The organism is Amycolatopsis balhimycina FH 1894 (assembly GCF_000384295.1).
GTDB lineage: Bacteria > Actinomycetota > Actinomycetes > Mycobacteriales > Pseudonocardiaceae > Amycolatopsis > Amycolatopsis balhimycina.
Genome location: NZ_KB913037.1, coordinates 10,017,619 through 10,039,978, shown reverse-complemented (window position 1 = coordinate 10,039,978; position 22,360 = coordinate 10,017,619). Strand labels below are relative to the sequence as shown.

Below are 22,360 nucleotides of genomic sequence, written 5' to 3'. Positions count from 1 at the left end.
GGCAGTGTGGCGCGGGTCGCTTTTTGTGGGGTTCCTACAACTCAGCCGCCCCGGCATGCGCCATGGCGGACATTGGTCTACCCCCGGGTAATCGAGCAAGGTGTAGACAGGTGCGGGCGACGTTCCAGGACAGGTACGTCGCCTTCTGCGCATGCGTACTTGGGAGGCTCAGCCGGTGTTCAGTCGTGTCGCCATCGTCAACCGCGGAGAGGCCGCGATGCGGCTGATCCACGCCGTCCGGGACCTGTCGGCGGAAACCGGGACGCGGATCGAGACGGTCGCCCTCTACACCGACGCCGACCGCACCGCCACGTTCGTCCGTGAGGCCGACCTGGCCTACGACCTCGGCCCCGCCTCGGCGCGCCCCTACCTCGACCTCGCCAAGCTCGAGCGAGCCCTCGTCGAGACGAAGGCCGACGCCGCGTGGGTCGGCTGGGGCTTCGTCGCCGAGGACCCGGCCTTCGCCGAACTGTGCGAGAAGGTCGGTGTCACCTTCGTCGGGCCGAGTGCCGACGCGATGCGCAAGCTCGGCGACAAGATCGGCGCGAAGCTGATCGCCGAAGAGGTCGGCGTGCCGGTCGCGCCGTGGAGCCGCGGTGAGGTCGCCACCCTCGAAGACGCCCTGCGCGCCGGGAGCGAGATCGGCTACCCGCTGATGCTCAAGGCGACCGCGGGCGGCGGCGGGCGCGGCATCCGCAAGGTGTCCTCGGCCGACGAGCTGGCCGACGCCTACGAGCGCACCAGCCAGGAAGCCCTGCGCGCCTTCGGCTCCGGAATCGTGTTCCTCGAGCGGCTGGTCACCGGTGCCCGGCACGTCGAGGTCCAGGTGATCTCCGACGGCGCGACGGCGTGGGCGCTCGGCGTCCGCGACTGCTCGGTGCAGCGGCGCAACCAGAAGATCATCGAAGAGTCGTCGTCGCCGGTCCTCTCGCCGGCGCAGACGGCCGAGCTCAAGACGTCGGCCGAGCGGCTCGCGGTGGCCGTCGGCTACCGCGGCGCGTGCACCGTCGAGTTCCTGTACCACCCGGGCGAGAAGCTGTTCGCCTTCCTCGAGGTCAACACCCGCCTGCAGGTCGAGCACCCGATCACCGAGATCACCACCGGTACCGACCTGGTCAAGCTGCAGCTGCACGTCGCCGGCGGTGGGAAGCTCGAAGGCGACCAGCCCGCCGAGAGCGGTCACGCCGTCGAAGCGCGGCTCAACGCCGAAGACCCCGACCGCGACTTCGCCCCCTCCCCCGGCCGCATCGCCCGGCTGGCGCTGCCCGCCGGCCCCGGCATCCGCGTCGACACCGGCGTCAGCGAGGGTGACACGATCCCGGCCGACTTCGACTCGATGATCGCCAAGATCATCGCCTACGGCCGTGACCGCGACGAGGCCCTCGGCCGGCTGCGCCGCGCGATGGCCGAGACCACCGTGATCATCGAAGGTGGCGCGACCAACAAGAGCTTCGTGCTCGACCTGCTCGACCAGCCCGAGGTGATCGACGCCAGCGCCGACACCGGCTGGATCGACCGCGTCCGCGCCGAGGGCCGCCTGGTCACCCACCGGCACTCCGCGATCGCCCTGGCCGCGGCCGCCATCGAGGCCTACCAGGACGAGGAAGAGGTCTCGGTCCAGCGGCTGCTGTCCACTGCCCACGGCGGGCGCCCGCAGGTCCAGCACGAGACCGGCCGCCCGCTCGACCTCAAGCTCCGCGGCACCGGCTACCGCGTCAGCGTGGCCCGCGCCGGCCTGACGCGGTTCCGCGTCGGCGTCTCGGCGGGCAGCTCGGACGTGCAGCACGCCGACGTCCGCATCGACCGGTTCGACGCCCACAGCGGCCAGATCCTCGTCAACGGGGAGCGCTTCCGCCTGGTGTCGGCCACGCACGGCCCGATCCACCTCGTCGAGGTCGACGGCGTCACCCACCGCATCAGCCGCGACGAGGGCGGCGTCGTCCGCTCCCCCGCGCCCGCGCTGGTCGTCGCGACCCCCCTGGCCGTCGGCGACGAGGTCGAGGCCAACGCGCCGATCCTCGTGCTGGAGAGCATGAAGATGGAGACGGTGCTGCGCGCGCCGTTCCGCGCCCGGGTCCGCGAATGCCCGGTGTCCGTCGGCAGCCAGGTCGAGACCGGCGCGCCGCTGATGCGCCTGGAACCCCTGGCCGACGACGCCGGGGAAGCGGCCGCCGAGGAAATCGAAGCCGTCGAGATCGACCTGCCCGGCGTGCCGGACGGCGTGTCCGCGGCCGAGCGCGTCGAACGCGGCCTCCAGGACCTGGGGAGCCTGCTGCTCGGCTTCGACGTCGACCCGGCCGAGCGCAAGCGGCTCGTCGCGGCCTACCTCGAGGCACGCGCCGAGCTGGGCAACCGCCCGGTCGAAGGCGAGCTCGACCTGCTCACCGTCTTCGCCGACCTGTCCGAGCTGAGCCGCAACACCCCCGGCGGCGAGTTCACCGAGCCGGGCAGCCCGGTGCACAGCCCGCGCGAGTTCTTCCACAGCTACCTGCAGAGCCTCGACGTCGAGCGCGCCGGCGTCAGCGAAGGCTTCCAGGCGAAGCTGAAGCGGGTCCTCGCGCACTACGGCGTCCCCGACCTGGAGCGGACGCCCGAGCTGGAGGCCGCGGTCTTCCGGATCTTCCTGGCGCAGCAGCGGATGGCGGCCGACGTCGCGGTCGTCTCGGAGCTGCTGCGGCAGTGGCTGGCCGGGGCGGCGCCGGCGGAGTCGCTGAGCGAGCGCGCCGGGCTCGTCCTGGAGCACCTGGTCGCGGCCACGCAGGTGCGCTTCCCCGCGGTCTCCGACCTGGCCCGGGGCGTGGTGTTCCGCTGGTTCGCCCAGCCGCTGCTGCGCCGTCACCGGGCCGAGGTCTACGCCTCGGTCCGCACCGAGCTGCGGTACCTCGACCAGCACCCGGACGCGCCGGACCGCGCCGAGCGGATCCAGGCCATGATCACCGGCTCGCAGCCCCTGGTGCGGCTGGTCGGGCAGCGGATCGGGCGGCCGGGGCGCGACCACGCGCCGCTGCTGGAAGTGCTGACCCGCCGTTACTACGGCAACCGCCGGCTGTCCGGGGTCGCCGTGCGCGACGCCGGCGGCTCCCGGTGGCTGACCGCCGAGCTGAACACCGGCGACGGCGCGCTGCCGCTGGTCACGACCGCCGTCGACATCACCACCCTGCCCGACGCGCTGCGCGCGCTCGGCGAGGTGGCCACCGAGGGCGTCGTCGCCGACCTGTACCTGCGCTGGGAGGACCAGCCGGAGGCCGGCGCGACCGCGGACCGGCTCGGCGCGCTCCTGGCCGAGCACCCGGTGCCGTCGAGCGTGCGCCGCGTCGTGTTCACCGTGGCCGGCACTGGCGGCGCCGTGATGCACCACCACTTCACGTTCGAGCGCGACGACAGTGGCTCCACCGGCTTCACGGAAGACCGGCTGATCCGCGGCCTGCACCCGCAGATCGCCCAGCGCCTGCAGCTGCAGCGGCTGCGCGAGTTCGACCTCACCCGGCTGCCCTCGGCCGACGAGGAGATCTACCTGTTCAAGGCGGTCGCGAAGACCAACCCGGCCGACGAGCGGCTGATCGCGATGGGCCAGGTCCGCGACCTGACCCCGCTGCGCGAGGCCGACGGCAGGCTGGTCGCCCTGCCCGCCCTCGAGGACGCGGTCACCGCCTGCCTCGACGCGATCCGGAACATCCAGGCGCAGCGGCCGCAGAACAAGCGGTTCGACACCAACCGGATCATGATGTACGTCTGGCCGCCGACCGAGCTGACCACCGAGGAGCTGAACGCGCTGGTCCAGCGCATCCTGCCGACGTCGGTGGGTGCCGGGCTGGAGGAGGTCCAGTTCCTGGCCCGCCGCCGCACCGACGCGGGGAAGCTGGCCGAGCTCGCCGTCCGGATCGCCTTCGACCCCGGGCACGGCGCGAAGCTGCACGTCGAGCCGCCGTCGACCGAGCCGGTCAAGCCGCTGGACGAGTACCGCCTGAAGGTGCTGCGCGCGGCCCGGCGCGGCAACGTCTACCCGTACGAGCTGACCGGCCTGCTCGCCGGGCCGGCGGGCACGTTCGCCGAGTACGACCTGGACACCGGGTCCGATGCGCCCTCGGCGGGGAAGAGTGCCTCGGGCGGCGGTGCCCTGGTCCCGGTGGACCGGCCCAAGGGCAAGAACACCGCGGCGATCGTGGCGGGCGTCGTCACGACGCCGACCGAGCTGCACCCCGAAGGCGTCACCCGGGTCGTCCTGCTCGGCGACCCGACGAAGTCGCTGGGCGCGCTGTCGGAGCCGGAGTGCTCGCGGGTCATCGCGGCGCTCGACCTGGCCGAGCGGATGCAGGTGCCGCTGGAGTGGTTCGCGCTGTCGTCGGGGGCGCGGATCTCGATGTCCTCGGGCACCGAGAACATGGACTGGGTCGCCGCCGCGCTCAAGCGGATCGTCACGTTCACCCAGGACGGCGGCGAGATCAACATCGTGGTCAACGGGATCAACGTCGGCGCCCAGCCGTACTGGAACGCCGAAGCCACGATGCTCATGCACACCAAGGGAATCCTGGTGATGACGCCGGACTCGGCGATGGTGCTCACCGGCAAGCAGGCCCTCGATTTCTCGGGTGGCGTGTCGGCCGAGGACAACTACGGCATCGGCGGCTACGACCGCGTCATGGGCCCGAACGGCCAGGCGCAGTACTGGGCGCCGAACCTGACGGCCGCGCGTGCGGTGCTGATGTCGTACTACGACCACACCTACGTCGTGCCGGGCGAGTCCGGGCCGCGCAAGGTGGGCACGAACGACCCGGTCGACCGCGACGTTTCGCCGTACCCGCACGCGATCGTCGGCAGTGACTTCACGACCGTGGGCCAGATCTTCTCGGCCGAGCACAACCCGGACCGCAAGAAGCCGTTCGACATCCGCACGGTGATGCGCGCGCTGTCGGACCAGGACCACCCGGTGCTGGAGCGCTGGGCGGGCATGGCCGACGCGGACACGGCGGCGGTGCAGGACGTGCACATCGGCGGCCACTCGGTCTGCCTGGTCGGCATCGAGTCGCGTTCGGTGCCCCGCCGCGGTTTCCCGCCCACCGACGGCCCGGACACCTACACCGCGGGCACGCTGTTCCCGCGCTCGTCGAAGAAGACGGCACGGGCGATCAACGCGGCGTCGGGCAACCGGCCGCTGGTCGTGCTGGCGAACCTGTCCGGCTTCGACGGCTCGCCGGAGTCGCTGCGGAAGCTCCAGCTGGAGTACGGCGCGGAGATCGGCCGGGCGATCGTCAACTTCGAGGGCCCGATCGTGTTCTGCGTGATTTCGCGCTACCACGGCGGCGCGTTCGTGGTGTTCTCCAAGGCACTCAACCCGAACATGACGGTGCTGGCCCTGGAGGGCTCGTTCGCCTCGGTGCTGGGCGGCGCCCCGGCGGCGGCGGTGGTGTTCTCGGGCGAGGTGAACAACCGCACGGCGAACGACCCGCGAGTGACGGAACTGCAGGCCCGGATCGCGGCGGCGGGCGGCGCGTCCCGTGCGACGTTGAACGCCCAGCTGGCGGAGGTCCAGTCGGCGGTCCGCGCGGAGAAGGTGAGCGAGGTGGCGGCGGAGTTCGACCGGGTGCACAGCATCCAGCGCGCGGTCGAGGTCGGGTCCGTCGACGCGATCATCAGCGCCGCCGAGCTGCGGCCGCGGATCATCGAAGCCATCGAACACGGCCTGAAGCACTAGCCCGATCCGGCACTTCCCGTGAAAGTGCCGGACTCAGCGGCCCGAGGCGGCACTTTCACGGGAAAGTGCCGCCGTGCGCGTCGGCGGTTTCGCGACTTTCGGGGGTATGGCGGGTTTGTCCCGGGCCGACACACTGTGCGTGCCGGTACGGTGACCGTGGGCTCGTGGTCCCCGCCGGGCGTCCATCCGCGCGGCGTGAGGAGATCCCCCGATGGCGTCAAGGTCCTTGTCCCGGCTTGCCCTTGCGGCGACCGGTGTCCTGCTCACCACCCTGCTCGGCGGTACCGCCACCGCGCAGGCGGCGGACTCGCCGGTGTTCTGGCGCGTCCCGGCCACCGCCGCCCAGGCGCAGGCGCTGACCGCGGCCGGCTTCGACGTCGAAGAGGGTGACGCCGGCACCGTCAACGTCGTCGGCGGGCAAGCCGTCGCCGCGAAACTGCGGGCGCTCGGCTATCGGCCGTCGTACTTCGACACCGTCTACAAGGAACTCCCCGCCCGGACGAACAGCCTGGCGGCCGACACCTTCTACGGCGGGTACCGGACGGTCACCGCGCAGGAGAACCACCTCGCGCAGGTCGCTTCGGCACACCCCGACCTGGCCACGAAGTACACGATCGGCCAGTCGTGGAAGAAGACGAAGGGCCAGGGCGGGCACGACATCCAGGCCATCTGCCTGACGAAGAAGCAGGCCGGCGACTGCACGCTGTCGACGACGTCGCCGAAGCCGAAGTTCTTCCTGATGTCCCAGATCCACGCGCGCGAGCTGTCGACCGGTGAGCTCGCCTGGCGCTGGATCGACTACCTCGCCGACGGCTACGCCACCGACGCCACCGCGAAGTCCATTTTGGACACTATCGAGGTGTGGGTGGTGCCGATCGCCAATCCCGACGGCGTCGACATCGTCGCCTCCGGCGGGAACTCGCCGAAGCTGCAGCGCAAGAACGCCAACAACTCGCGCGGTGGCTGCTCCGGCACGAACATCGGCGTCGACCTCAACCGCAACTCCACGTTCAAGTGGGGCGGCGACTCCAACGCCGCCTGTTCCGAGACCTACCAGGGCGTGAGCGCCGGCTCCGAGCCCGAGGTCCAGGCGCTGGAGAAGCTGGCTCGCGCGATCTTCCCGGACCAGCGCGGCACGGGGAACAACGACCCGGCGCCGTCGACCGCCAAGGGCACGATGATCACGCTGCACAGCTACGGAAACGACATCATCATCCCGTGGGGCTTCACGCAGTCGACCTCGCCGAACGACGCGCAGTACCGCAAGCTCGGCGCGAAGTACTCCGCGTCGAACGGCTACCTCGTCGGCACCAACGAAGAGACCGTCGGCTACGACACGAGCGGCACCACCGACGACTTCACCTACGGTGAGCTCGGCGTCGCGAGCGTGACGTTCGAGGTCGGTGGCTCGAGCGGCACCTGTGGCGGCTTCCTGCCGAAGTACACCTGCGTCGACAGCACGTTCTGGCCGAAGAACAAGGGCGCGCTGGTCACCGCCGCGAAGGCCGCGGCGGCGCCGTACCAGCAGTGATTCACGGGCGGCAGGCGTAGATGCAGTTCTGCGGACGCGGGGACCCGAGCACGTCGACGTGCCGGAACCCCGCGTCCGCGAGCATTTCCGACGCCTTTTCGGTGCCCCACACGGCTCCCAGCGCGGCACCGCCCTCGGCCAGCGACGTCGTCGTGCAGTACATCAGGCTGATCGAATAGGTCAGCGCCGCCAGCGGGTTCCCGATGTTCTTCTCCACGTGGCTGGAGAAGTTCGTGTCGACCATGAAGAACAGGCCGTCGGGAGCCAGCGCGCCGCGGACCCGGCGCAGCACGACGTCCGGGCGGTCCTGATCGTGGATGGCGTCGAACGCGGTGATGACGTCGTACGGCGGATCGGCGGTCAGCCCGGCGGCGTCCCCGACGGCGAAGCCGGCGTTCGGCAGCCCGTTCGCCGTCTCCTTCGCTTGTTCGACGACGCCCGGGTTGATGTCGAGGCCGGTGAATCGTGACGCGGGGAACGCGCGGGCGGCGACCGCGATCGCGTTCCCGGTGCCGCAGCCGAGGTCGAGCACCCGGGCCCCGGCGGTCAGCCGCTCCTTCAGGCCGGGGACCGCGCCGAAGAAGCCGTCCACCAGGTGCTCGCGGTAGACGTGCTTCCAGCTGTCGCCGGTCTTCGCGCCGAGGGTCTCCAGGTAGGGCCCGTACGCCGACCTCGGGACGCCGCCGCCTTCGGCGAACGCGCGTTCCAGGCCGGGCAGGATGCCGGTGAACGCGGACAGCGTCAGCAGCGACGGCATCAGGTTCGACGCCGTCTCGCCGAGCAGGAACTTCGCGTGCTCGGGCGGGAAGGTGTACTCACGGCCGTCGTAGGTGAAGATCCCGCCGGTGACCATGGCGCCGAGCCATTCGCGGACGTAACGCTCCTGGAGCCCGGCACGCTCGGCGAGCCCGGCGCCGGTGGCGGGGCCCCGTGCGGCGGCCGCGAAGAGCCCGGTGCGGTGGCCGACCCCGATCAGCATGGTGAGCGCGCTGCCGGTCATGGTCGCGGTCAGGTGCGCGGCGAAGTCCTTCTCCTCCATGCGGTCCGACCTTACCGGCCGGGGTCGCTACGTCCCGGGCCCAAGTTCGTGAAGGCCACCTTGAGGAACTTGAAGTTCCTCAAGGTGGCCTTCACGAACCACCCCGGCTCGTCAGGCGTCCTCGTCCTCGAGGGCGGCGTCGGCCAGGACCGCGTAGACGCGGCGGCGCGCGTCGGCGAGGATCTTCTTCACCTCCGCCACCTGCGCCTCGGTGCCGGTGTAGCCGACCTGCGCCGCCGCGCCGGACAGCTCCCCGAGCGCGTGCCACAGCGCGGCGAACCGGTCGGCGCCCGGCTCCTCCTCGGGCTCCTCCCACAGCGCGGCGAACTCGGCCTCACGCCCGGCGACGTGCTCCCGGCCGGCCTCGGTCAGCTCGGCGACCCGGCGGCCGGCCGCCTCGACCGTGTGGACCAGGCCCTCGTCCTCCAGCTGCTGCAGGATCGGGTAGACCGAGCCGGGACTGGGCCGCCACCGGTCGCGGGTCCGCCGCCGGATCTCCTGCATCAGCTGGTAGCCGTGCCTCGGCTCCTCGGCCAGCAGTGCCAGCACGGCCGGGCGCACCGGCCGGGCCGGCGGGCGGCCGCCACCGCCGCGGAACTCCCGCACCCGCTGCCACGCGCCGCCGCCACCCCAGCCGCCGGGCCCGCCGAACGAGCCCGGCCCACCCGGGAACCCGGGGAAACCCGGCGGTTGCGGCGGGTGGGGCTGATGCGGTGGGAAGCCGCCCGGCGGGCCCCCGCGCGCCAGCTCGGGGCCGCCGTCCCACTCCTCGTGGCCCGGGATCCCGTGCTCGTGAGGTCCGTGGCCGTGCGGCCCGTGGGGGTGGTCGCCGGGACCGTGGTCCGGGCGGCCGAAACCGCCGTGTCCGCCGAACAGGCCGCCCCCGAAACCGCCGAACGCCCGTCCCGCTCCCGCGCTCATCACCATGTCTGCCTCCCAGACTTGTCGTATCGCCGACATTCGCACGATATATCGGCGGTCGATCGAGTGCAAGGCGCGCCCCTCGGTCACGAAACAGACAATTTCTGCGCTCAGGTGCAACTGAGTGCCCCGTTCGGGCGACAGCTGACTCACCTGGAAGGGGACCGATATGACCTTCGGAAAGCTTCGAGCCGTCCGCCACGCCTTCGTGGTGACCGTGCTGGCAGGGGCCCTGCTGCCCGCCGTGCCCACCGGCGTGAGCGCGGCGGCGACACTTCCGCCGGGGTTCGTGCTGCGGGAGACGGACGCGGGTCTCGGCCAGTACCAGCTGACCGACTTCGCCTACTTGCCCGGTGGTTCCCTCCTCGCCACCGCCAAGGACGGCCGGGTCCGCTGGCTCCCGGAGACCGGGGCGGGCAAGACGATCGCGACGCCGCCGACCCGCTCCGCCGGCGACCTCGGCCTGGTCGGGGTCGCCATCGCCCCCGACTACGCAACGTCGCACACCATCTACCTGACGCGGTCGATCGACATCTCCGGCGGATTCGTCATGCGGTTGTCGCGGTTCACGGTGACCGTGGACGCGGCGGGCGCGCCGGTCGGCCTGACCGGCGAGCAGTCGCTGTTCGAGGTGCCGGGCTTGCACGACGTGCACGGCATCGACACCGTCATCGCCGCCGCGGACGGGACGCTGTGGCTGTCCATCGGTGACAACGGCGACTTCACCAAGGTGGACCCGGGTTCGCTGCGCTCGCAGGACGTCAACCAGCCCTACGGCAAGATCTTCCACCTGACCGCCGACGGCAAGGGCGTGCCGTCCAACCCGTACTACGACGCGGCCAACCCCGGCTCGACCGCGAGCAAGGTGTTCGCGCGCGGGTTCCGCAACCCGTTCCGGTTCAGCATCGACCCGAACCTCGGCCTGCCGGTCGCCGGTGACGTCGGCTGGACCGCCTGGGAAGAGGTCGACGTCGTCCAGCGCGGGAGCAACCAGGGCTGGCCGTGCTGGGAAGGCACCCACCCGACATCGGGCTACAGCGGGCTCGCCGGCTGCGCCGGGGTGGCGAACCAGCCGCCGATCTTCGAGTACCCGCACGGCAGCGGCGCCATGCAGGGCAACAGCGTCACGGGTGGCATCGTCTACAACGGATCCAGCTACCCGGCCGCGTACCGCGGAACCTACTTCTTCGGCGACTACGTGGCGCACAAGATCTGGACGGTGAAGTACGACGACCAGGGCAAGCTCACCCAGGCTCCGCAGAACCCGCCGCCGTTCACCGACATCGGCGGCCCGGTGAAGTTCGCGGCCGCGGCCAACGGCGACATCGTCTACGCCGACATCCTCTCCGGGAAGCTGCGCCGGCTGAGCTATTCGGCCGGCAACACGGCCCCGGTGGCGAACGCCTCGTCCACCACCGACCCGGCCACCCGCACGGTTTCCTTCGACGGCTCCACGTCCGTCGACTACGACAACGACGTGCTGACCTACGACTGGGACTTCGGGGACGGGCAGGTCACCACCAACGCCGGTCCCCAGGTGAACCACACCTACGCGGCGGGCACCGAGACGTTCACGGCGACGCTGACCGTCCGGGACCCGCTGGGCGCCACCGGCACGACCACCATCGCGGTCGCCCCCGGCAACCACACCCCGCAGATGACCCTGACCACCCCGGTCAACCCGGCGACGTTCGCGGTGAACCAGCAGGTCACCCTCGGCGCCACCACGACGGACGCCGAGGACGGCTCCCTGCCGGTCACGTGGACGTCCGCGGTCCGGCACTGCCCGAGTGAGGCGACGTGCCACTCGCACCCGGGCATCGGCGGCACGGGGACGAGCTTCTCGCTGCCGTTCACGGAGCACCCGGACTCCCGGATGGACTTCACCGCGACGGTGACCGACAGCGCGGGCGTCACGACGGCCAAGACGTTCACGGCCTGGCCGCGCCAGCACCGGATCACCCTCCTCGGCACGCAGCCCGCCGCGCTGAGCATCCCGGTCGAGGGCGGCGTCAGCACGGCACTGGTGACCGAGGGCGCCAGCTTCGACGTCGAGGCGGCGCCGCTCGGCACCGACGGCGTCTCGAAGTTCACCGGCTGGCAGGGCGGACCGGCGGCGACGACGTGGATCGTCACCGTCGGCACGAGCGACCTGACGCTGACGGCGAACTACGCGACCCCGATCGACCAGCGTTACGACGCCGACGCGGCGTTGCGGACGAAGCTCGGGACGCCGACGGCGGCCGAGGTCACCGACGGCCCGGTCCACTACCGCACCTACACCAACGGACGGCTCTACTGGAGCGCCGTCGGCGGCACCAGGTACGTCACCGGTCCGGTGCTGACGAAGTACGTCGCCTTCGGCGGGCACAGTGTCCTCGGGCCGCCGACGAACGACACCACGACGACCCCGGACGGCGTGGCGCAGTACAACCACTTCGTCAACAACGGCAACGTCGGTTCGATCTACTACACGGCCGCGACGGGCGCGCACGCGATCTACGGTGAGATCCGCAAGAAGTGGGCCGCCCTCGGCTACGAGCGCGGTCTCGGCTACCCGACGTCCGACGAGGCGGGCACGCCGGACGGCGTCGGCCGCTACAACCACTTCCTCAAGGGCACCAACGTCGGCTCGATCTACTACACGAACGCCACCGGCGCGCACGCGATCTACGGTGAGATCCGCAAGAAGTGGGCCGCCCTCGACTACGAGCGGGGGTTGGGCTACCCGACGACCGACGAATCGGGCACGCCCGACGGCGCCGGCCGCTACAACCACTTCAGCCTCGGCCACTCGATCTACTACACGGTGGCCACGGGCGCGCACGCGGTGAAGGGCGAGATCCGCAAGCGGTGGGCGGCCCTCGGGTGGGAGCGCTCGTACCTGCGCTACCCGAGGACGGACGAGTACGTGGTGAACGGGGTGTATCGCAGCGACTTCCAGGGCGGCTACATCACGTACACCCTCGCGAGCGGGGCGGTCGACCGCCCCTGGTGAGCGCGGCCGAAAGGACGCGGCCCGTCGCCGGGCTCCGGTGGCGGGCCGCATCCGCGCGACTACCCCTGCCCGGACTTCACCGCCAAGGTCAGCAATTCGGCGGCCGGGCCGGCCAGCCGCCGCCCGGCCGGCCACACCGCCCGCAGCACCCGTCCGAGGTCCACACCGTCCACCGCCACCGGGACCAGGCGGCGGCCCGCCACCTCGCGCACCACGTCGAGGTCGCTGATCACCGCGGGCCCGGCACCCGCGATCACCGCGTTGCGCACCGACGAGGCGGAACCCAGCTCCAGCAACGGTTTCACCGGTCCCGCCCCGGCCCGGCGCAGGGCCGCTTCGACCGTCTCACGGGTCCCCGAGCCCGGCTCCCGCACCACCAGCGGCGTCGCGGCCAGCTCCGCCGCGGTGAGCGGGCGACGGCGCCGCGCCCACGCGTGCCCGGCCGGGACCACGACCACGAGCCGGTCCACCGCGACGCGGCGGGTGGCCAGGCCCGGCCACGGTCCCGGCGACTCGACGAAACCGAGGTCCACGCAGCCGCCCGAGACCAGGGCCGCGACCTGCTCGGAGTTCACCACCTCCAGGCCGACGTCGGTGTCCGGCCCGGTCCGCTTGACCTCGCCGATCCAGGCGGGCACGAAGTGCTCGGCGAGCGTCATGCTCGCCGCGACCCGCAGCCGGGCGCCACGCTGGGTGCGCAGGGCCTCGGCGCCGGTGCGCAGTCCGTCCACTTCGGCCAGTACCCGGTGCGCCCAGCCGGCGATCACCCGGCCGTCCGGGGTCAGCGCCGAGCCGCGCCGGGTCCGGTCCACCAGGGACAGTCCCAGCTGACGCTCCAAAGTGGACAGCCGTTTGCTCGCCGACGGCTGGGCGATGCCGAGCACCCCGGCGGCCTGGCCGATGCTGCCGAGGTCGTCGACGAGCACCAGCAGGCGCAGCGAATCCAGGTCGGGTCCGGTCATAGCTTCAGTCTATGACCTCCCTCGCAACCGGCGGCTACCGCAAGCGCCCGCCGGCGGCGACGCTGGAGGCGTGGCACTGACGACGGCGAAACCCCTCCTCCCCGGCCTCGCGATCACCGGGCTCGGCGTCGCCGCGGCGTACGGGCTGAGCTCGGCGTGGCCGGTGGCGGGCGCGCTCACCGTCGCGGTCGTGCTCGGCGTCGTCGCCGGCAGCACGCCGCTGCTCGGTGACGAACAGCGGCGAGCGGTCGCCCGCGTCACGAAACGCCTGCTGCGCGCGGGCGTCGTCCTGCTCGGGCTCCAGCTCGCGCTCCCGGCGGTGCTCGCGCTGGGTCCCGGCACGCTCGCCGCCGTCGTGCTGACGGTCGCGGTCACCTTCCTCGGCACGCTCGGCCTCGCCCGGCTGGTCCGGGTGCCGCGCGGGCTCGCCCTGCTGGTCGCCACCGGGTTCTCGATCTGCGGCGCGTCGGCCATCGCCGCGATGGAGGGCGTGATCGACCGCGAGGACGAAGACGTCGCGACCGCCGTCGCCCTCGTCACCTGTTACGGCAGCTTCGCCCTGGCCACGCTCCCCCTGCTCGCCCACGCCCTCGGCCTGGACGCCACCAAGACCGGCAGCTGGGCGGGGATCTCGGTGCACGAGGTCGCCCAGGTCGTCGCGGCGGCCGGGCCGGCGGGCGCCGCCGCGGTCGGGATCGCCATCGTGGTGAAACTGAGCCGAGTCGTCCTGCTCGCGCCGGTGGTCGCGCTGGTCGGCGCCGCCGAACGCACGCGCCGCAACCGCCGCGACCGCCGCGACCGCCGCGACCGCCGCAACGAACAGGCGCCGCTCGTGCCGCTGTTCGTCCTCGGCTTCCTCGCGATGGTCGCCGTCCGCGCCACCGGGCTCGTCCCTGCGTTCGTGCTCGACGTCGCGAAGACCGCGTCGACGCTCCTGCTCGCCGGCGCGCTGTTCGGCCTCGGCTGCGCCGTCCGGCTCGGCACACTGGTGCGCGGTGGTGGTCGCGCACTGCTCCTGGGGTTCCTCTCCACGCTGCTGGTGCTGGCGACCGGGTACGGCACCCTGGCCGCGTTCACCTGAATTTTCCCTGCCGGTCAGGTGTAGTTCGTTATACGCGAGGTTGTACGGGTCTTGTACGGGTTGAGTCGACGCTGCTGCCGAGACGTTGACAAATCCGTAGGGAGTTCCCACCGTGAAGATCACCCGACTCGCCCAAGGCCTGCTGGCCGGGCTGCTGGGGTGCGCCGCCGTCGCCGTCCCGGCGGCCATCGGCGCCGCGGCGGCACACGCCGACGTATCCAGCACGCTGGTGTTCAACAAGAACACCGAAGGACATGACTGTTACCGCATCCCCACCATCGTCAAGGCGAACAACGGCGACCTGCTCGCCTTCGCCGAAGGCCGCAACAGCGGCGCCCACGCCTGCGCCGACCTGGGCAAGATCGATCTCGTGATGAAGCGTTCCACCGACGATGGCAAGACGTGGGGCGCGCTGAACACCGTCATCACCGCGTTCGGCGACACAAAGGGCAACCCCGCGCCGATCGTCATCCCGGGCAGCAACCGGATCGTGCTGCTGTCGACCATGCAGTGCTACACCAATCCCGACTGCGGCCGGATCCCGCGCGTGTCCATCAGCGAGGACAACGGGAAGACGTGGGGCGCGCCGAAGACGCTGACCACCGAACTCGGCTTCCCGACCGCGCCGGGCTGGCTGGCCACCGGGCCGTCCCACGGGATCGTGCTGACGCGCGGCGCGCACAAGGGCCGGCTCGTCGCCGGGATGAGCTACTCGAACATCGGCGCGCTGGTCTACAGCGACGACCAGGGCAGCACCTGGCACCTCGGCGCGACCGACAAGCCGACGACCAGTGCGATCAACCCGCAGGAGATCAGCGTCACCGAACTCCGGGACGGCCGGATCTACGCCGCCGCGCGCAACCAGGCGAACGACGGCAACAAGTGCCTCGAAGACGGCACCCACAACCGCGCGTTCGCGATCAGCTCGGACGGCGGCGCCACGTTCAGCTCGAAGTTCGACTTCGCCACCGACCTCGTCGCGCCGACGGTCGAGGGTTCGACGGCCCGGATGAGCGCCACCGACACCGGCGGCAAGTACAACCGGATCCTGTTCGCCGCACCGTCCGTTTGCGGCGAGCGCGAGGAGTTGCGCGTGCACTCGTCGTTCGACGAAGGCGCCAACTGGACCGGCAACGCCGGCAGCCTGCTCGTGTGGGGGTCGGGCGCGGCGTACTCGGACATGGTGCAGCTGTCGCAGTCGTCGGCCGGGGTGCTGTTCGAGGTGGGCCCCACCGAGCACCCCTACGACGCGATCCGCTTCGCCACGGTCACCGAAGCCGCGCTCGGCGCCCCGGCGTGCGGTGGCGGCTACAGCGTCATCGACTCGGCGCCGCTGGGCACCGGCGGCGCGGCGGGCACGGTGTACCTGTCGTACAACGCGTCCAACGGCCAGAACTGCGTCAGCACCATGAAGAACTCGTCGGCCGGGACGGCCACGGCGACCTCGGCCTACCTGGAGGTCAAGGGGTCGGCGCGGCAGACCGACTCGGGTTCGTTCTCCTACTTCGCCGGCCCGGTCAAGGCAGCGGCGGCGGACAAGTGCGTCAAGTGGGGCGGCGCGGCCGGTGGCGCGGCTTACGACAGCGAGTTCGAACACTGCAGCTGAGTTTCCGCTCCGCGGTGGCCGGGTCCTGGGGGTCCCGGCCACCGCGAACCTTGATCGACAACGCGAAGTAGAGTCCGGGGTCTGTTTTCCCTCCGGACCGAGGAACTTCATGGCTTCCGCGCCTCCGGCGCCGGTTTTCGACCCGGCTGTCGCATTTCCCGAAGCGCGTGTGCTGCGCGACGCCACCCAAGCGGGCGACTGGCCGACCGTTTCGGCCTTTTTCGCCCGGTTCACCGCCCCGGACGAGCGCAGCTTCGGGATGAAGGTCACGATGGACGTGCCGTCGGCCGAGCCGATGCTCCGGGACGCGATCCAGCGGGACCGCCGGTCGAGCCTGGCCCGGGTGCTGCTCGCCGCCCACCTCGTCCAACGGGGATGGACGATCCGGACCTCGGCGCGCGCGGCCCACGTCAGCCGTGCGCAGTTCGCCGGGATGCACGAGCAGCTGCGGCACGCCGAGCGGCTCCTGATCGACGTCACCGCGCGTGAGCCCGCCAACGAGCTGGCCTGGTGGCTGCGGATCATCACTTCGCGGGGCCTGGAGCTCGGCCAGAGCGAAACGCGGCGCCGCTACGATCGGCTGACCGTCCACCACCCCCGGCTTCCTTTCCGCGCAGAGCAACCTGCTCGGGCAGCTGTGCCCGAAATGGGGCGGTTCCTGGGAAGCGGCGGAGGCGTTCGTCCGCGAGTGCACGGCCGCGGCGCGGCCCGGAGACCCCCAGGGCGTCCTGATCGCCGACCTGCACCTCGAACGTTGGCTGGACCTGGGCGCCCAGGACGGGGTGAAGCACTTGCGGCAGCCTTCGGTCCACGAGGAACTCGCCGCCGCGGCGACGTCTTCGGTGCTGCACCCGGCGTACCGGTCGCGCTTCGGCTGGGTCAGCGGGCACAGCGTGTTCGCCATGGCGTTCAGCCTGATCGGCGACGAGCCACGCGCGGCCGCGCACTTCCGCGCGCTCGACGGGCGCGCCAGTGAAATCCCGTGGACCTACCTGCCCGATCCGGTCGCCGAACTCGAGCGGCGCCGCGCCCGTGCCCTCGCGAAAGGCTGAACCGTGCCCTCCACTTTCGACGTCGACGGAATCCCCGCCGTGGCGGCCAAGAGAGCGGGCCCGCTGACCGCCGGCCTGATCTTCCGCGTCGGCCGCGCGGACGAGACGCTGGCCACCGCGGGCATCACGCACCTGGTCGAACACCTGGCCCTGCACCGGTTCGGCCTCGGCGACTACCACTTCAACGGCGCGACGGCGCCGGACCACACGTACTTCGAGATGCAGGGTTCGGAGTCCGAAGTGGTCTCGTTCCTCGAAGCCGTGTGCGCGTCGCTCGGCAACCTCCCGATGGACCGGCTGGAGACGGAGAAGTCGATCCTGCGCACCGAGGAGGCGGGCCGCGGCGGGGCCGGGTCGCTGTACCGCCACCGGTACGGCGCCCAGGGTTACGGCCTGGTCGACTACCTGGAGCTGGGGGTACCGCGTCTGCGGCCGGCGGAGGTAGCGCACTGGGCGCGCACGTGGTTCACGCGCGAGAACGCGGCGTTGTGGGTGGCCGGTGAGACGGTACCGTCGGGCTTGCGGCTGTCCCTGCCACCGGGTGCCCGGCATCCGATCCCGGCCCGCCCGGCGGTGCTGCCCCGGACCCCGACGTACTTCGCGCAAGGCAGCGGCGAGGTCCGGTTCAGCGCCGTGGTGCGTCAGGGAGCTGCCGCTCAGATCTTCGCCAAGGTGCTCGAGCGGGAGCTGTTCCGCGCCCTGCGTCAGGAAGGCGGCTACTCGTACCAGGCCACGACGTCGTACCAGCGGCGCGGCGAGGGTTTCGCCGAGATCCTGGGCCTGGCGGACGCCCTGCCGGACAAGCAGGACGCCGTGGTCGGCGGCATCGTCGACGTGCTGGCCAAGGTCAAGGCAGGCCGCATCGACCCCCGCGACATCGAGGCGGTGCGCGGCCAGGCCGAATCGGCGTTGTACGGCGCCGACGCGGACGTGGCGCTGCTCCCGCACCACGCGGCCCGGCTCCTGTCCGGACGGCCCCTTCGCACGCCGGAGGAGCGGATCGCCGAGCTGCGGTCGGTCAGCGCCGCCGACGTCCACGCGGTCGCCGTCGAGGCCTGCGGTTCGGTGCTGCTCCGGGTGCCGGCCGGGCGTTCGGCGGACTGGGCGGGCTACACGGAGGTGCCGCGCTACTCGGCGGCCGTCGTCGAGGGGACCCGCTTTCCCGCCTCCAAGGAGGTGAACACCCACCTGATCGCCGGGACCGACGGCTGCAGCGTGCAGACACCGGACGGCGCGTCGACGGTCCGTTTCGCGGACTGCGCGGCCATGCTGGCCTGGCCCGACGGCGGACGGCGCCTGATCGGCACCGACGGCCGGACGGTCGCTGTCGAGCCGACGCTGTTCGCGGGTCTCGCACCGGAGGTGGTGGCGTCGATCGACGCGGCGGTGGGTCCACATCGGACGTTGCCGCAGCCCGCCCGCCGCCCGGAGGAGATCCCGCGCCCGGCCACCGCCGCGAGCACCCGGCCACCGGCTGCGGCTGGTCGGAAGGGCGGGTCGATCGCCTTCACTGTGGTGGCGTCGATCGTCGGCGTGTTCGCCCTGCTGGCCACCGCGGGTATGGCGATGGACCCTGCCACCGACGCGGCGGGGTGGATCGGGGCGGGGGTCATCTGGCTGGTCGCCGGGTTGTTCGCGTTCCTGGCGGTGCGGCGACGGTGACCGCGCTGGACATTCCGGAGTCGCGGTCGCAGACTAGGGCCGCTCGAAGGTCTCCACGGCTATCTTCGGTTGCCCGGCCCGCCCAAAGTTCGAAATCATCTTCCATGGACCGGAAAGCTTCCGCCTGCGCGTGCCCGCAAGCACACGCCATCAGCCCGGCGGCACTTTGCCAGGCTGGGCATCGACATCCGTCAATGATCCGACGTGGTCGGACCTTCGGCCATCGACTGAATTGACGAGAAGGTTTGACGATCAACAGTCAGAGGCGCAGCAAGTGTCTCGATCCAGGAAATACGGCCGACCTCGTCGAGTTCGCGCCAACGCGGATGAGAAGCCGCGCGACTTGCCACGACAGCCCACAGATGACGATGCTGGGATAGCCGGTACCAATCAGCCTGCCGCTGAGCGTTACCCGCTGATCCAATGGTGCGCAACTCCTCGATGAGACTTTCCCGCACAGTCCCCACCGCCGAGGCGAAGACCGGACTTCCCGTCAGCAACTCCGACTCGCCTGACTGTTCGAACTTCACCACCATCGCAGCACGGAGCAGTGCCTCCAGCTCATTTGCCGATCCAAACTCGGTGAGCACTGACATCAGAAGGGATTCCTTCCGTGATAGATGACGTTCTCGGCAGGAATCTTCAGCAAACTGTCGAAGATCATCTCATTCAAGCCTTCGCGAACGTCGCCACATGCGACGCAGCCGACGCCGTAGCGCGTCACAACAGTCGTGCGACCTAGCGACTACTCCGTTTCACCAAGCTGACCCAAGCGTGCTCGCAACCTCCTCACCTCAGCCACCAACATAGGCACCACGTGACGAGACTCGGCGATAAACCGGGCGTTTTCTTCCCATTTTCCGTCTGAAATATCCACATATCTTGGATGCTGAACAAGTGTAGCGGCAACAACTCCGGAGGAGTCAAACTCCGGAAACCTCTGAACCGCGTCTCCCGCTCTCGTACCTACCGCGATCAGATTCATGGCCACCTGGTCATCGAAGTAGCGTACGTACCACGGGCCCGGCGTGGCCGATAACGCAATCTCCTCAATCTCGGCCAGTTGCACCTCATCGACACCTTCATCGCTCACGATTCCCCCATACATTGCGGAGTCAAGAACTACTGCATCGGCGAGCCACATGCGACACCCGACACCGCCGACGCCGCCGCATGGCCCACCGCCATCGCCGTCGCTCGCTACCGCGAAACTGTCGTTGCAATAGACCGGTGACGTGGCTTACCAGGCTTCCAACCTGTCAATGCCCTAGACCGTGCAGATCAGAGCGTATACCTAGTCCACTCGGTTCCCCCCACAAGCAAAAGACCTGAGTCGGCGAGCCTTTTGACTTCATGGGTACAGTAATGACCCGTTACTTCAACAGAGGCGCCCGTGACGGTGTTCTCAACCCTCGAAATCTTGATCATCGAACGCCTGACACGGTCGCGGATACTTTTCCATTTGCGCACAATAGCCGGGTCGTCCGACATACCTGATACGACGGTTTCCTTGAGGCGCAAATCGTCTTGCTTGCCAAGAAGAATAAAGAGCGAACCGGGGTTCTTTTTAGCAAAGTTCAAAGCCGATGCGACATTCAATTCAACCTCGTCTGGAACCAGCGAAATTCGGTTTACCGTAGCATCTTCGCGGATAACCCGACCCGCCTCATTCGCATCCAACAGGCAGGCTTCGTAACCAGGGAAGAACCTCTCCGCCACCAACGACGCACCCAACTCGGTCGACCACTCTCCGGCCAACGCGGCGATTTCCTCACGACTGGCATGGAAATAGAAAGTAAATTTCACAGGCTTCTCGCTAGTTGTAAGACACGAAGTGCATCTCCATGCCGATTCCTTCAAGATCCGAGATGGCTTCGGCTTCACGTCTGATGGGGGCACCGGTTCGCATTGACTGTTTCCCGACGTTGATCCCGTACTGTGTGCCGTCCTCCCGCTCAACGAGAATGTCGGGACGACGCGAACCTTTGAATCCACCGGGCGTCGAGAACCCTTGTTCCGGCAGCGTACCACCACCCGCGATCACATCACCGTCCGTCACTTGCTCGGCGACTTCGGCAATCTTGAGATTGTGTGGCCCGGTGCCGGCCGGCTTGGGGCCTCGGATCATCGCAGGCTTGGCACCGTTCGCACATTCACACACTGCCCGATGCCCTGGAAGCTCACCGCCGCAGTTGTGGACGAGGACTGGGACGTCACCGGCATACACATAGTACGTGTGCAGCTCGTCGATCGTCAGGTCGTACGTGACCTCCGTCGAGTGGTACGGAGTCACCTCCTCCACCGACGCCTCGCTGCCGTCCGCGGTCTGCAGGCGGTCGCCCACCTGCAGGTTCACCGCCTCGACGAACGCACCACGTGTCACGTCGTAGAACGGATGGTGATACGTCGTCGTCAAGGTCGACGCCGACGCCGGCACCGCGTCGCCGGCCACGACACCGGCCGCCAACGCCAGGCCCGCCGCCACACGACCCACCGCCTGGCGAACCCGGCTCGGCTTCACCTTCACGTCCACGAAGTCGTGATCCGTCTGCGTCACGATCACCCGATCCACCGGGTGAACCTCCGAACCGGCGCGGCCAGGCTGCGAGTTCGCGACCCAGTCACCCACCCGAACGGCGGAAATCGGCTTCGACGAACCATCCGCCAACAGCACCTTGGTCCCCGCCAAGAAGCTGTGCGGCAGCGGACAGGACGCCGGCTCCTCCGCCGAACTCCGGCCCCGCGCCCGCAAACCACCCAACGCCCCGAACGCCGCACCACCGACACCACCGGCCAGCGCCCCGGAACCCGCCGCCGACAGCGCACCACTCACCGAACAGCTCCGGCCGCAGTTCATCCCATACCCGGCCAGCGCCGTCACACCGCCGCTGATCGCCCCCGAGCCCGCACCCACCAGACCCTGGGTCGCCACCTCCGGCAGAACGCCGTTCAACGCATCCGACACCAGCTTGCCGCCCAGCGGACCAGCCAAACCGGCACCCAAAGCACCACCAAGCGCACCCAGACCGACAGCCTCGACCGCGCCAACCGCCGAGCAGTTGTGCGCCTTCGAACAATCCATCCCGTACGAAACCGCACCACCGACCGCGCCACCGATCGCCGCGCAGCCCACCGCGCCGATACCCAACGTCGCCGCCGTACACGCCGCACCGACCACCACACCCGCCGCGATACCCGCGATCGTCGACGCGTGGTCCTTCACGAACGTCGCCACATGAGACGCCGCCGACGCCGGAGAAACTAATTCCTCACAAAGGTCTCCACCTTTGTCCGAAAATTGCCCGCTGACGACACTTCCGGCCGGACAAGCACAAGGAAGTCTGGCAATGCGGACGGGAGCGGCCGACCATCCGAGCCAATCGAATTCGGATCAGCCTTCCAATCGATCAGGTTGACCACAACCGAGTATCGACCTTCGGCCAGCGGAAACCTGTTTTCCGCGACACGATCAACGTCACAGATATCCTCAATCCCGCCCACCGCAAAGGAACCCAATGAGGTGAACAGATAAGGTTCCGATTCGACGAGGCGATACCTGCGCTCGGATTCGGTGAGGTCGAGTTCAGGCGAGCCGACTCTGACCGTCACCTGAAACACTCCATCGCCGCCAACATTGAGCGGCACGAAGATGCCCCGACTGATCGACTTCTCTATTTCATGATTTTCGGTAGCCCAATCCTCCCAAAGTTCGAAATCGTCCTCCATAGACTTGAAGGCTTCCGGCTGCCAAACCGCGCACAAGCCCGCGCTTGTGCGCACCACCCTGGAAATCTCTTGGGGCACACTCTCCACCCC

The 22,360-nt window shown here is 69.9% G+C and carries 15 protein-coding genes; 7 read left to right on the top strand and 8 right to left on the bottom strand.

Going from position 1 to position 22,360, the window contains the following annotated elements; translation table 11 throughout:
• The first annotated feature begins 175 nt into the window (after positions 1–175).
• Complete coding sequence (locus A3CE_RS0146205; protein ID WP_020646928.1) at positions 176–5,692, top strand: ATP-binding protein; 5,517 nt, start codon at positions 176–178, stop codon at positions 5,690–5,692.
• Between the two features lie 211 nt (positions 5,693–5,903).
• The gene (locus A3CE_RS0146200) at positions 5,904–7,223 is read left to right on the top strand and encodes a M14 family zinc carboxypeptidase (RefSeq protein WP_026469519.1); all 1,320 of its coding nucleotides are present in this window, start codon (positions 5,904–5,906) and stop codon (positions 7,221–7,223) included.
• A gap of 1 nt (position 7,224) precedes the next feature.
• Here the strand turns inward: A3CE_RS0146200 and A3CE_RS0146195 are convergent, their stop codons facing one another.
• The gene (locus tag A3CE_RS0146195) at positions 7,225–8,262 is read right to left on the bottom strand and encodes a class I SAM-dependent methyltransferase (protein ID WP_020646926.1); all 1,038 of its coding nucleotides are present in this window, start codon (positions 8,260–8,262) and stop codon (positions 7,225–7,227) included.
• A gap of 111 nt (positions 8,263–8,373) precedes the next feature.
• Entirely contained in the window at positions 8,374–9,189 is an 816-nt protein-coding gene (locus A3CE_RS0146190) for a PadR family transcriptional regulator (RefSeq protein ID WP_020646925.1), read from the bottom strand.
• A 163-nt stretch (positions 9,190–9,352) separates the two neighbouring features.
• Here A3CE_RS0146190 and A3CE_RS0146185 point away from each other — a divergent pair, with 163 nt between their 5' ends.
• A complete protein-coding gene (locus A3CE_RS0146185; protein WP_020646924.1) occupies positions 9,353–12,181 on the top strand; it encodes a PQQ-dependent sugar dehydrogenase in 2,829 nt (942 codons plus the stop codon).
• A gap of 59 nt (positions 12,182–12,240) precedes the next feature.
• On the opposite strand, the gene A3CE_RS0146180 is transcribed toward A3CE_RS0146185, so the two are convergent.
• On the bottom strand, positions 12,241–13,143 hold the full coding sequence (locus A3CE_RS0146180; protein WP_020646923.1) for a LysR family transcriptional regulator: 903 nt from the start codon (positions 13,141–13,143) through the stop codon (positions 12,241–12,243).
• A 70-nt stretch (positions 13,144–13,213) separates the two neighbouring features.
• Here A3CE_RS0146180 and A3CE_RS0146175 point away from each other — a divergent pair, with 70 nt between their 5' ends.
• The 4 genes from A3CE_RS0146175 (at position 13,214) to A3CE_RS52895 (ending at position 18,544) form a co-directional block, all read left to right on the top strand.
• Positions 13,214–14,224, top strand: a complete 1,011-nt coding sequence (locus A3CE_RS0146175; RefSeq protein WP_020646922.1) for a YeiH family protein — start codon at positions 13,214–13,216, stop codon at positions 14,222–14,224.
• A gap of 112 nt (positions 14,225–14,336) precedes the next feature.
• On the top strand, positions 14,337–15,830 hold the full coding sequence (locus tag A3CE_RS0146170; RefSeq protein ID WP_026469518.1) for a sialidase family protein: 1,494 nt from the start codon (positions 14,337–14,339) through the stop codon (positions 15,828–15,830).
• A 791-nt stretch (positions 15,831–16,621) separates the two neighbouring features.
• Entirely contained in the window at positions 16,622–16,882 is a 261-nt protein-coding gene (locus tag A3CE_RS55770; RefSeq protein WP_125591408.1) for a hypothetical protein, read from the top strand.
• 3 nt (positions 16,883–16,885) lie between these two features.
• The gene (locus A3CE_RS52895; RefSeq protein WP_020646920.1) at positions 16,886–18,544 is read left to right on the top strand and encodes a M16 family metallopeptidase; all 1,659 of its coding nucleotides are present in this window, start codon (positions 16,886–16,888) and stop codon (positions 18,542–18,544) included.
• A gap of 191 nt (positions 18,545–18,735) precedes the next feature.
• On the opposite strand, the gene A3CE_RS57095 is transcribed toward A3CE_RS52895, so the two are convergent.
• The 5 genes from A3CE_RS57095 to A3CE_RS57085 all read right to left on the bottom strand — a co-directional run bounded on the left by A3CE_RS57095 (position 18,736) and on the right by A3CE_RS57085 (position 22,357).
• Positions 18,736–19,140 (bottom strand): hypothetical protein, encoded by a 405-nt coding sequence (locus A3CE_RS57095; RefSeq protein WP_125591405.1) that lies wholly within the window; start codon positions 19,138–19,140, stop codon positions 18,736–18,738.
• A gap of 149 nt (positions 19,141–19,289) precedes the next feature.
• On the bottom strand, positions 19,290–19,637 hold the full coding sequence (locus A3CE_RS55765) for a hypothetical protein (protein ID WP_245589725.1): 348 nt from the start codon (positions 19,635–19,637) through the stop codon (positions 19,290–19,292).
• A 188-nt stretch (positions 19,638–19,825) separates the two neighbouring features.
• Complete coding sequence (locus A3CE_RS57090) at positions 19,826–20,350, bottom strand: hypothetical protein (protein ID WP_125591403.1); 525 nt, start codon at positions 20,348–20,350, stop codon at positions 19,826–19,828.
• 10 nt (positions 20,351–20,360) lie between these two features.
• Entirely contained in the window at positions 20,361–21,779 is a 1,419-nt protein-coding gene (locus tag A3CE_RS0146155; RefSeq protein ID WP_026469517.1) for a polymorphic toxin-type HINT domain-containing protein, read from the bottom strand.
• 26 nt (positions 21,780–21,805) lie between these two features.
• Complete coding sequence (locus tag A3CE_RS57085; protein WP_125591398.1) at positions 21,806–22,357, bottom strand: hypothetical protein; 552 nt, start codon at positions 22,355–22,357, stop codon at positions 21,806–21,808.
• Between the last annotated feature and the right edge of the window lie 3 nt (positions 22,358–22,360).

What these genes read in the sequence shown, in the direction of transcription:
- A3CE_RS0146200 (WP_026469519.1), top strand. Translation starts at nt 5,904, where the DNA reads ATGGCGTCAAGGTCCTTGTCCCGGCTTGCCCTTGCGGCGACCGGTGTC.
- A3CE_RS0146195 (WP_020646926.1), bottom strand. Translation starts at nt 8,262, where the DNA reads ATGGAGGAGAAGGACTTCGCCGCGCACCTGACCGCGACCATGACCGGC.
- A3CE_RS0146190 (WP_020646925.1), bottom strand. Translation starts at nt 9,189, where the DNA reads ATGGTGATGAGCGCGGGAGCGGGACGGGCGTTCGGCGGTTTCGGGGGC.
- A3CE_RS0146185 (WP_020646924.1), top strand. Translation starts at nt 9,353, where the DNA reads ATGACCTTCGGAAAGCTTCGAGCCGTCCGCCACGCCTTCGTGGTGACC.
- A3CE_RS0146180 (WP_020646923.1), bottom strand. Translation starts at nt 13,143, where the DNA reads ATGACCGGACCCGACCTGGATTCGCTGCGCCTGCTGGTGCTCGTCGAC.
- A3CE_RS57095 (WP_125591405.1), bottom strand. Translation starts at nt 19,140, where the DNA reads ATGTCAGTGCTCACCGAGTTTGGATCGGCAAATGAGCTGGAGGCACTG.